The sequence below is a fragment of the Nocardia mexicana NBRC 108244 genome, assembly GCF_001613165.1.
In the GTDB taxonomy this organism is placed as follows: domain Bacteria; phylum Actinomycetota; class Actinomycetes; order Mycobacteriales; family Mycobacteriaceae; genus Nocardia; species Nocardia mexicana.
The window spans coordinates 1-10,360 of record NZ_BDBV01000088.1 but is presented as its reverse complement, the minus strand read 5'-3'; the positions used below and the strand labels follow the sequence as shown (position 1 = coordinate 10,360).

Annotated in this window: 9 protein-coding genes and 1 pseudogene; 5 read left to right on the top strand and 5 right to left on the bottom strand. The window is 68.8% G+C overall.

Features of this window, described 5'->3' with window-relative positions; translation table 11 throughout:
- The 3 genes and pseudogenes from NM1_RS44270 to pdxH form a co-directional block, all read right to left on the bottom strand.
- A pseudogene (locus NM1_RS44270) lies at positions 1 to 173 on the bottom strand (citrate synthase); the annotation flags it as partial.
- A 264-nt stretch (positions 174 to 437) separates the two neighbouring features.
- Positions 438 to 1,721: an MFS transporter gene (locus tag NM1_RS31795; RefSeq protein WP_068028481.1), complete on the bottom strand. Its 1,284-nt coding sequence runs from the start codon at positions 1,719 to 1,721 to the stop codon at positions 438 to 440.
- 77 nt (positions 1,722 to 1,798) lie between these two features.
- Entirely contained in the window at positions 1,799 to 2,473 is a 675-nt protein-coding gene (pdxH, locus tag NM1_RS31790) for a pyridoxamine 5'-phosphate oxidase (protein ID WP_068028495.1), read from the bottom strand.
- A 328-nt stretch (positions 2,474 to 2,801) separates the two neighbouring features.
- On the opposite strand from pdxH, the gene NM1_RS31785 reads away from it, so the two are divergent.
- From NM1_RS31785 to NM1_RS31780, 3 genes are all read left to right on the top strand, one after another.
- Positions 2,802 to 3,938, top strand: a complete 1,137-nt coding sequence (locus NM1_RS31785; protein ID WP_068028474.1) for a citrate synthase 2 — start codon at positions 2,802 to 2,804, stop codon at positions 3,936 to 3,938.
- A gap of 89 nt (positions 3,939 to 4,027) precedes the next feature.
- Positions 4,028 to 4,210, top strand: coding sequence for a DUF1272 domain-containing protein (locus NM1_RS41625; protein ID WP_084520234.1), 183 nt, complete (start codon positions 4,028 to 4,030; stop codon positions 4,208 to 4,210).
- 364 nt (positions 4,211 to 4,574) lie between these two features.
- On the top strand, positions 4,575 to 5,441 hold the full coding sequence (locus tag NM1_RS31780) for a polysaccharide deacetylase family protein (RefSeq protein WP_246011716.1): 867 nt from the start codon (positions 4,575 to 4,577) through the stop codon (positions 5,439 to 5,441).
- A gap of 17 nt (positions 5,442 to 5,458) precedes the next feature.
- Here NM1_RS31780 and NM1_RS31775 read toward each other — a convergent pair whose 3' ends face one another.
- Positions 5,459 to 6,181, bottom strand: a complete 723-nt coding sequence (locus NM1_RS31775; RefSeq protein WP_246011715.1) for a hypothetical protein — start codon at positions 6,179 to 6,181, stop codon at positions 5,459 to 5,461.
- A 468-nt stretch (positions 6,182 to 6,649) separates the two neighbouring features.
- Entirely contained in the window at positions 6,650 to 8,086 is a 1,437-nt protein-coding gene (locus tag NM1_RS31770; RefSeq protein ID WP_068028468.1) for an RNA-guided endonuclease TnpB family protein, read from the bottom strand.
- Positions 8,087 to 8,221: 135 nt separating this feature from the next.
- Between NM1_RS31770 and serC the strand changes: the two genes are divergently transcribed.
- Entirely contained in the window at positions 8,222 to 9,349 is a 1,128-nt protein-coding gene (serC, locus tag NM1_RS31765) for a phosphoserine transaminase (RefSeq protein ID WP_068028465.1), read from the top strand.
- A gap of 288 nt (positions 9,350 to 9,637) precedes the next feature.
- Positions 9,638 to 10,360 (top strand): septation protein SepH (gene sepH, locus NM1_RS31760; RefSeq protein ID WP_218022179.1); only part of this gene is annotated, 723 nt, incomplete at its 3' end.

Sequence of the window (10,360 nt, the reverse complement as noted above, 5' to 3'; positions counted from 1 at the left end):
TTGGTGAAACCGGGGTCGTAGGTGACGTATCCGGTGCTGGCCAGTAGCTTGCCCAGTTCGATCCCGTCGTTGCCCTCGGCGGCCTTGGTGACCGTCATGGGGTATTCGCCACCGGGGTAGGACAGTACCGGCTTGCCGTCGATGTCGACGTTCATGCTGTTCTCAGCGGGCACGGAAGGATCCCTCTCAGGCTAGAACCGTAGGCACCGGGTGCGGTCGGCGTCCGATGCGCTTACACCAACGCTAGCCGCTGGCTGGTCGGCATGATTAGCGAGGGTGGGCGTTAACTACCTCACGGTCACCTGCGCGCGAGGTGAGGTGGAGCCGGGTCGCGTGGTAGTGCGGCGACGAGCCCCGGGCGGACCGGGCTATCTCGGCAGGAGTCGCGGAATCCCCGTGCGGGCCGAGCGGCTATCGGCCATGGTCGACGTGCCATCTCACGCGGTCGGGACCTCGGCGTGGGCGCGTGCGACCCGGTATCGCACGAATGCCGGGAACGCCACCGCGGCGATCAGCACCCCTATCACGACGAGCGCCCCGCCCCCGGCCGCCGCCACGGCGGTACCCAGCGCCGCGGCCGCAAAACCGTGGGCAACATCACCGATGCGCGGGCCGCCCGCCACCACCACGATGAATACGCCCTGCAGCCGGCCGCGCATCTCGTCGGTGGCGACCTGCTGCAGCATGGTGGTCCGCAGCGCGGCCGAGAACATGTCGACGGCACCGCCGAAGGCCAAGCAGGCCAAGGCTATCCACAATCCGGCGCCGACGGACAGTCCGTGCCCCGTGGCGCCGATCGCCACGCCGAAACCGATCATCGCGACACCCCACAGCGCGATGCACACGATGACGGCCAGGCCCTGCCGCCGCACATGGGTGAGCCAGCCGGAGAACACCCCGCCCGCCACAGCGCCCGCCGAGATCGCCGCGAACAGCAGACCCAGCGCGACGCCGCCGCTCGCCGGATCCCCGAAACTGTCCCGGGCGATCTGCGGGAACAGCGCCCGCGGCATGCCGAACACCATCGCGATGATGTCGACCACGAAGGAGGCGAGCAGGATTCGCTGCGTCGCCAGATAGGTGAAGCCCTCGACCACCGTCCGCAGGCCCGCTCGGCGCTGGGTGCCGGTGGGCGGAACCGCCGGCAGCCGCCAGACCGCCCACAGGGTGGCCAGCAGGGCGATCGCGTCCAGCAGGTAGAGCATCGACAGGCCGGTCAGCGGGATCAGCGCACCGGCCAGCACGGGCCCGGCGATCGCGCCGAACTGCATCACCGTCATATTGAGCGAATTGGCGGCGGGCAGCAGGTCGGGAGGCAGCAGCCGGGGGATGATCGCGGCGCGGGTGGGCTGATTCACCGCGAAGAATGCCTGCTGCACCGCGAACAGGCCCAGCACGATCCACACGTTGCCGAGCCCGGCCGCCGCCTGGACCCAGAATGCGAGGGCCGTCAGCCCGGTACCGGTGCTGGTGATCAGCAACAGCTTTCGCCGATCCATCACGTCGGCCAGCGCGCCGCCCCACAGTCCGAAGGCGACCAGCGGCACTAGGCCGAACAGCCCGGCCAGGCCGACATAGCCGGAGCTGCCGGTGATTTCGAAGATCTGCTGCGGCACGGCCACCACCGACAGCTGCGCGCCGATCATGGTGACGATGCCGGTGGTCCACAGGCGGCGATAGTCGGTGTTGCGCAGCGGCGCGGTGTCCGCGAGGAGCTTCACCGGCGGAACAGTAGCGGGATGGTCTGACGCATGGTCACCGATTTTCGGTGAGTCATCCCATGATTACAAGCGGTGGCTCAGGGCTGCAGGCGCTGCACCTTCATCGCGGCCGGGTCGGTGCTGCCCGCCTCCAGCGTCACCCGGATCCGGTTGTGCAATCGGCTGCGCCGCCCCTGCCAGAACTCGACCTGTTCGGGCCGCAGCAGGTAGCCCCCCCAGTTCGCGGGGACCGGGATCTGCTCCACGCCCTCGAAGCGGGCGGTGACATCGGCCAGCGCCCGATCCAGCTCCGTACGCGAGGCCACCGGCCGCGACTGCTGCGAGGCCCAGGCGCCGAGCTGTGAATTGCGGGGCCGCGACCGCCAATACACCGACGTCGCATCGGGTGCCACCGTGCCCACCGGGCCGCGCAGATTCACCTGGCGCCCGAGGGCGGGCCAGGCGAAGGTGATCGAGCCGTAGGGAACCTCCGACAATTGATTGCCCTTGCCGGAATCGTAATTGGTGTAAAAAGTCACACCCTCGCCCGAGAGGCCCTTGCACAGCACGGTCCGCGAGGCGGGCCGCGGTCCGGCGTCGGTGAGCTCCACGGTCGCCAGCACCATGGCATTCGGCTCGGCGATACCGGCGCGCGTGGCCTGTTCGATCCACACCCGCAGCAGCGGTTCCCAGCCGTCGGCCAGCCAGGATTCGTCCAGGTCGGTATCCGATCCGGCCGCACCGGTCGAGCTGCCGCCGTACTCGGCGCGCATCGCGGCGATGTCCAGGTGCGCCCGCAGCGCCGGATCGATCTCGGCGGCCTCGGGCCGCGCCGCCGACCCAGGTGAATTCTGCTCGTCGCGCATGGACCAGACGTTACTCCGCAGTAGTAGAGGGACTAAGGTTCGTACTGATCGACGCGCGCGTCCGGCCCGGCAGGCGACAGCCTGTACGTCCGCCCCGGCGTCGCATCGGACTCGGCGGGAGTGGTCCACGGCCCGACGCGGCAACGTCGGGAATTACGGGGGTCTCGAGCGCCGAATCGAACACAGCGTGGTCGCCCACAGATCGTGCGGCCCGAATTGCAAGGAGAGTCACAACATGACTGCCAGCGCTGCGGCCCCTGCCGTACCACCCGATTTCGTCAGCGGCCTGGAAGGTGTGGTGGCCTTCACCACCGACATCGCCGAGCCCGACAAGGACGGTGGCGCGCTGCGCTACCGCGGTGTCGACATCCAGGACCTGGTCGAGAACCGGGTGACCTTCGGCGACGTCTGGGCGCTGCTGGTCGACGGTGAGTTCGGCCGCGGGCTGCCCCCCGCCGAGCCGTTCCCGCTGCCGGTGCACACCGGCGACGTCCGCGTCGACGTGCAGGCGGGGCTGGCCATGCTCGCGCCGATCTGGGGCTACCAGCCGCTGCTCGACATCGATGACGACACCGCCCGCGAGAATCTGGCTCGCGCGTCGGTGATGGCGCTGTCGTACGTGGCGCAGTCGGCCCGCGGCATCTACCAGCCCGCCGTGCCGCAGAAGAAGATCGACGAGTGCGACACCATCACCGAGCGGTTCATGGTCCGCTGGAAGGGTGACCCGGACCCGCGGCACATCGAGGCGATCGACGCCTACTGGGTCTCGGCCGCGGAGCACGGCATGAACGCCTCCACCTTCACCGCGCGCGTCATCGCCTCCACCGGGGCGGACGTGGCGGCCTCGCTGTCCGGTGCGATCGGCGCGATGTCCGGCCCGCTGCACGGCGGCGCCCCGGCCCGGGTGCTGCCGATGATCGAGGAGGTCGAGAAGTCCGGGGACGCACGGGCTCTGGTCAAGGGCATCCTGGATCGCAAGGAGAAGCTGATGGGCTTCGGCCACCGGGTGTACCGGGCCGAGGACCCGCGCGCCCGGGTGCTGCGCGCCACCGCCGAACGGCTCGATGCCCCGCGCTTCGAGGTGGCCGCGGCGCTGGAGCAGGCCGCGCTGGCCGAACTGCGCGAGCGCCGGCCCGACCGCGCCATCGAGACCAATGTCGAGTTCTGGGCCGCGGTGATCCTGGACTTCGCCGAGGTGCCGGCGCACATGATGCCCGCGATGTTCACCTGCGGCCGCACCGCCGGCTGGTGCGCGCACATCCTGGAGCAGAAGAAGCTGGGCAAGCTGGTCCGCCCGGCCGCCATCTACACCGGCCCCGAACCCCGCAAGCCGGAGTCGGTCGTCGGCTGGGACTCCGTCGCCCGCAAGTAGGCGACCGCGGCCCGCAGGCGGCGCCGCACCACTTTTCGAATGCCCGCGACCACGCGTCGCGGGCATTCGAATCTCCGCGGAGGTGAACGATGGCGCTGGAAATGCGCACCCGGTGCGAACGGTGCGAGCTTGCGGAGCTGTCGCCGGACGGCCCGGCCCGAATCTGCTCCTACGAATGCACATTCTGCGAACCATGCAGTGCCGCTATGAAATACATATGCCCCAACTGCTCCGGTGAACTGGTGTCTCGCCCCCGGCGAGCAGTCAACTGATAGCCCACCGCCCGGGCTCTCGCCCACCACCATCGTGGATGATGCTCCGGCAGCTTTCCCGGCACGCTCCGCCCGTCACTTTCCGGGCGTGCGCCACCTATCACTTCCCGGCATGCTCTGTCCGTCACTTTCCGGGGGTGCGCCACCTATCACTTCCCGGCATGCTCTGCCCATCACCTCCGGGCGTGCTCCACCCATCACTTGCCGACGTGCTTTGCCCACTACTTCCGGGTGTGCTCTGCCCACTATTTCCGGGCGTGCTTCACCCATCATCTCCCGGCGTGCTCCACCCATTACTTTCCCGGCATGCTCCACCATCACTTTCCCGACATGCTTTTCGCCGGGATCGCGTAGCATGCGTCGCGTGTTCGATGCAGGGTTCTCGCGGCGGAAACTGTTGGCGGCGGGGGTGACTCTGGCCGCCGGTCTGGTGACTACCGGATGTGGTGCGGCCCAAGGTAATTCTTCCACGCAGCCGATTGGCAGCGCGCCGAAGCAGGGGCTGCCGCTGGGCGGGGTGCAACCGCAACAGGTCGCGAATCCATCCGCGGCGGTGGCGGCCCGTTACGCGGGACAGCAGCCCACGCAGTGGGGAATGGATCTGCCCGGGATCATCACCTCGATTCCTGCCGACGGCAAGAAGATGGCGCTGACCTTCGACGCGTGCGGCGGCCCGGACAACAACGAGATCAACGAGGAACTGCTGAGTTTTCTGCGCGCGCAGCAGATCCCGGCGACCCTGTTCCTCAACAAGCGGTGGATCGACGCCGATCCGGCCCGTGCGGCCCGGCTGGCGGCCGACCCGCTGTTCGAACTCGCCAATCACGGCACCCGGCACTGCCCGCTGTCGGTGAACGGCCATGCCGCATATGGGATCGCGGGCACCGATTCGCCGCAGCAGGCCGTCGACGAGGTGTGGGGCAATCACGAGACGCTGACCGGGCTGCTCGGTCACCCGCCGCGATTCTTCCGGACCGGTACCGCGCACTACGACGAGATCGCCGTCGCGATCGTGCGCGAATTGGGCGAGCAGCCGGTGGGATTCAGCATCAATGCCGACGCCGGTGCCACCTATTCGGCCGCGCAGGTCCGGCAGGCGATGTCGGCGGCGCACCCGGGCGCCATCACCATCGGCCACATGCACCGCCCGAAATCCGGTACGGCGGAGGGCATGTCGGCGGTCCTCCCGCGACTACGCGCCCAGGGCTACGAATTCGTGAAGCTGCCTTAGCCACTTCCCGCCATGGATCAGGATTCCACGGAGGCTTCCCAGTCCACCGCGACCGAATCGCCGCGGTCGACGGTGAAGAAGGCGACCTCCAAATGCCGTCCCAGGTCGACCAATTGGATGGCCGACAGCGGGACCGGCTGCACGATGCGCACCCACCACGGCCGCGGCTCGTCCCAGGCGCGCAGCTCCAGGTCCAGCCGCAGGACCGGATCGTCGCGGCCGCTGTAGTCGGCGGCCACCGGCGTCGCGGCCAGCACCGTCGCATCCGCGCGGCGGCCGTCGGCGAGGATCTTGGCGATGCTGACCCGGGTCGCCTCCTCGGAATTGGGCACGTACAGCACGACTCGGTCGCGATCGCCCGGATCCACCCGGCAGCTGACCACGTCGCCGGGCTGCATCAGCTCCAGGTCGGTGTTGCTGACCCGCTGCCGCACCCGGGTCTCGTAGGGATGCTGCCCCTCGGCCTGCACCCGCACCCAGAACCGGTGCCCGGGTTCGGTGCGGCGGGGCCGCACGCCGAGGACGGTGGCAGAGCCGGGCAGCCCGCGAATCAGCAGTTCCCGCCGCGCGGCCGCGGACAGGGCGCCGTGCCGGAACGCGAACCCGTGCGATTCGAGCCGCTTGGACAGCCGGTCGAGCAGGGTGCGCCGCCGAATTGCCGATCCGCCCGGTGAGGCTTGCCCACGCTCCGGACCGCCGTCCGTGCCCCGCCCCGTATCCGCGACGGGGGTCTCGGCCACCGGAGTTAGGTCACCCGTAGGCGCGACGCGGTTCCCCGTCGCCGGAGTTGCGCTTCCCGCAGGCGTTGCGGGGCTCGGCCTGCGGTCGCCGATTCCGGCTGCCATCGCGTGGACCACCGAGCGTGGCCCGGCGCCGTCCTGTGCGGCGGTGCTCATGCCGAGCCCGTCGAGAGTTGTGCGGTGACGCGCCGCGGCCCGCTGCCCCGGCCGTTCATGCCGACGCCCCGCCCACGCTCGGCAACGGCCCTGCGGGAGCTGTCGTGCCCGGGGTTCGCTGGCTGCCCTCGTTCATGGCCATACCGTAGTCGTACTGTGTCGTACGCCACGGTGATTCGGTCGTGTGAATCACTGTCATGTCGGCGCGGCGACGCCGGTGACCCACCCGCATTCGGGCCCGGAGCCAGCCTTTGCAGCGTGCCTGACACCCCTGGCGGATTCCAGGCACCGCCCTTCTCGGACGTCGTCGGTTCACGCCACCGTCGTGGCGTGCACGTCGGTTCTCGCGTCATCCGGGCCGGTTTCACCGGCACCCGCAGGGTGCCGGTCAGCGCCTTCCCGTCGGCGAGCATTGGTTACCCGGCCTCCTGCTTGGGGGTCCGGGGATCGAGAACAGTCTCGATGCGCGATCGTCGGCCATACCGCGAGGTTGACCGCCGCGTTGCGATCGCGGTCGGCGCGAAACCCGCACTCGCAGGCAAACGTTCGATCCGACAAGGTCAGGTCCGTGGTCACCCTCCCGCAGGCCGAGCAGCGTTTGCTCGATGGGTACCAGCGGTCGGCGGTGACGACGGTCCCGCTTCTCCAGGACTGCTTGTAGCGCAGCAATCGGGCGAAGTCGGCCCATCCGGCGTCACCGATCGCGCGCGCCAGACGGCGGTTGTGGAGCATGCCTGCCACATTCAGGTCCTCGATTACGAGCCGGTCGTGGGTTTTGACCAGCCGGTTGGTGACCTGATGTAGGAAGTGGCGGCGAATATTGGCGATGTGGTGATGGTGGCGTGCGAGCCGGGCGGCCGCGTCTGTACGGTTGCGGGATCCTTTCCCTTTGCGGGACAACGATTTCGCCAGCCACCGCTGCCGCCTCAGCCCGCCAGCCAGGGGTTTGGGCTGGTTATTGATGCGGACTCGTTCGACGCCACCGCTGGTCGCGGTGACCAGATACGCCGACAGCCCACGGTCTACTCCTACCCAGCCACCGTCGTCCCCGGCCGCGCGTGGCCGGTGGTGGCAGGCGGGATGCAGGTCGGCGGCCTCGATGGTGACAGTGATGTGCCAGCGGCCCGCCCGGAACCCCACGGTGATGTAGAGAATCTTCGCGCGGCCCTTCCCGAGTAGCCGCCGCAGTCGACGAGTGTCTTCCCGTAGCCGGAGGATTCCTATACCGGGCAGGGTCACCGATCGCGGAATTTCATTGTCACCGATGCGGATCGCCACTCGACCGGACCTCGAGGTCTTGTTGCGCAGCCGGAATGACGCGGCGGTGGCGTTCTTCTTCTTGAAGCGAGGGAACCCGACCCTCGTCCCTTTGCGTTTGCCGGTGCGGGAGTCCGAGAAGGCGGCCAGGGCGCGGCCGCAGTCGACAGCGGCTTCCTCGAATACCTGCTGGCACACCTCGGTGCGCCACGCCAACCCGGTCACCTCGATCTCGGCGACCCCGGCTGCATCGACCACGATTACCCGGCCCGCGGCTTCGGTCTTCTTCCACAGGTTGAAGGCATTGATAAGGCTGAATCCGGTCCACGGCACCGGATGTGCGGGATCAGTCTTGCGATGAGTGAGCGCAGTTTTCACGAACTCCAACGACCTGTTGAACGCGAACCGAGCTGCACCGGCATGACGGGCGAGCGCACGCTGCTGCTCGATTGTCGGGTCGAGGCAGTACCGGAAGGTGGTATGGCGGCTCATTACCGGCGAGTGTCGCACAGGCCACCGACAGCAACGGTGACTACATCCTCCTTGATCCGAACGCCCACCTGTCGGCTGGCCCGCAGCAGCGGGCCAGCCATCTGGGTCCGCGGACGCCCCTTTAGGCTGGTGGCCATGACCGCTGCGTTCCCGACCATCCCCGACGATCTGAAGCCCGCCGACGGACGGTTCGGCTGCGGGCCGTCCAAAGTCCGGCCCGAGCAGCTGCGCTCCCTAGTCGAGGTAGGCGCCTCGGTGATGGGCACCAGCCACCGCCAGAAGCCGGTCAAGGACGTGGTGGCGCGCGTGCGCTCCGGCCTGCGCGACCTGTTCTCGCTGCCGGAGGGCTACGAGGTGGTGCTCGGCAACGGCGGCACCACCGCGTTCTGGGATGCGGCCGCCTTCGGTCTGATCCGGGAGCGTTCGCTGCACCTGACCTACGGCGAGTTCAGCTCGAAATTCGCTGCGGTGGCGAAGAAGAACCCCTTCATCGAGGATCCGATCGTGGTCTCCACCGACCCGGGCACCGCGCCGGAGCCGGTGTCGGACCCCACCGCCGACGTGATCGCCTGGGCGCACAACGAGACGTCCACCGGCGTCGCGCTGCCCGTGCAGCGCCCGGCCGGTTCGGAGAACGCGCTGGTCGCCATCGACGCCACCTCGGGCGCGGGCGGCCTGCCGGTCACCATCACCGACGCCGACGTCTACTACTTCGCGCCGCAGAAGTGCTTCGCCTCCGACGGCGGGCTGTGGGTCGCCCTGATGAGCCCCAAGGCCCTCGAACGCGTTGCCGAGATCAAGGATTCGGGCCGGTTCACCCCCGAGTTCCTGTCGCTGCCGATCGCCGTCGACAACAGCTCCAAGGACCAGACCTACAACACCCCGGCGCTGGCCACCCTGCTGCTGTTCGCGGATCAGATCGAGTGGATGAACAACAGCGGCGGCCTGGACTGGACGGTCAAGCGCACGCTGGATTCCTCGTCGCGGCTGTACTCGTGGGCCGAGTCGAGCGAATTCGCCACGCCGTTCGTCGCCGATCCGGCGCATCGCTCGCAGGTCGTCGGCACCGTCGACTTCGCCGAGTCGGTGGATGCCGCGCAGGTAGCGAAGGTGTTGCGCGCCAACGGGATCGTGGACACCGAGCCGTACCGCAAGCTGGGCCGCAACCAGCTGCGCGTCGGCATGTTCCCGGCCATCGACCCCGAGGACGTGTCCCAGCTGACCCGCTGCATCGACTGGGTTGTCGAGCAGATTTCGCAGTAACTACACCAAGGAGTTCGTGGCCCGCCCCCGAGTCTGGACTGACGGAGCGGGGGAGCGAAGCGGAGGAGCGGAGGAGGGAAGACACTCGGGGTTACAGGGCCGCGAACCGCGACGCCGGAGGCGGCGCCACGAATACAGTGAATAGAGCAGACTAGCGCGCGCGGGACTCTTCACACAGATTTCCGCGCGCGTGTCTTGCCACATGAATCTCAGAAGTGCACTACTGTTCCAGAACGTGGGCGGTGTGGCGAGCCTGGCTGTGATCGACGCAGCGATAAGGAGGTAACGGTGCGTGAACTTCGAGTGATCGGATTGACGCCCGATTCCGCGCACATCGTGTGTGTCGACACCGAGACCGGCGTGAAGTATCGGCTTGCCGCCGACGAGAAACTGCGTGCCGCCGCCCGCGGCGACCTTGCCCGATTCGGCCAGATAGAGATCGAAATGGAAGCTACGATGCGTCCTCGCGATATCCAGGCCCGTATCCGTGCGGGTGCCTCCGTCGAACAGGTCACCGAGGAGTCGGGCATGCCGACCTCCCGGGTGGAGCGCTTCGCCTACCCGGTGCTGCTGGAGCGGGCGCGCGCGGCCGAGCTGGCCCAGCGCGCACATCCGGTCCGCGGCGACGGTCCGGCCGTGGAAACGCTCCTCGACGTCGTCACCGCCGCGTTCGCCGAGCGCGGGCACAACAGCGACATCGCCGAATGGGACGCCTGGAAGGACGAGAAGGGCCACTGGGTGGCCCAATTGCAGTGGCAGGCGGGCCGATCGGTGATCGCCGCGCACTGGCGCTTCCAGCCCGACGCCCACGGGGGCTCCGTGACCCCGCTGGACGATCCCGCCACCGATCTGATCGATCCCGATTTCGGCCGGGCGCTGCGCGGGCTGGCCACCATACTGCCCGAGTCCGCCGACGAGCCGGCGCCGGTCGATACGGTCGTGGCCGCGTCCAGCGCCCCCGAGCCGGCCCAGCTGGCGCCCGAGGACCCCGCACCCGCCGCGCACGAGCCC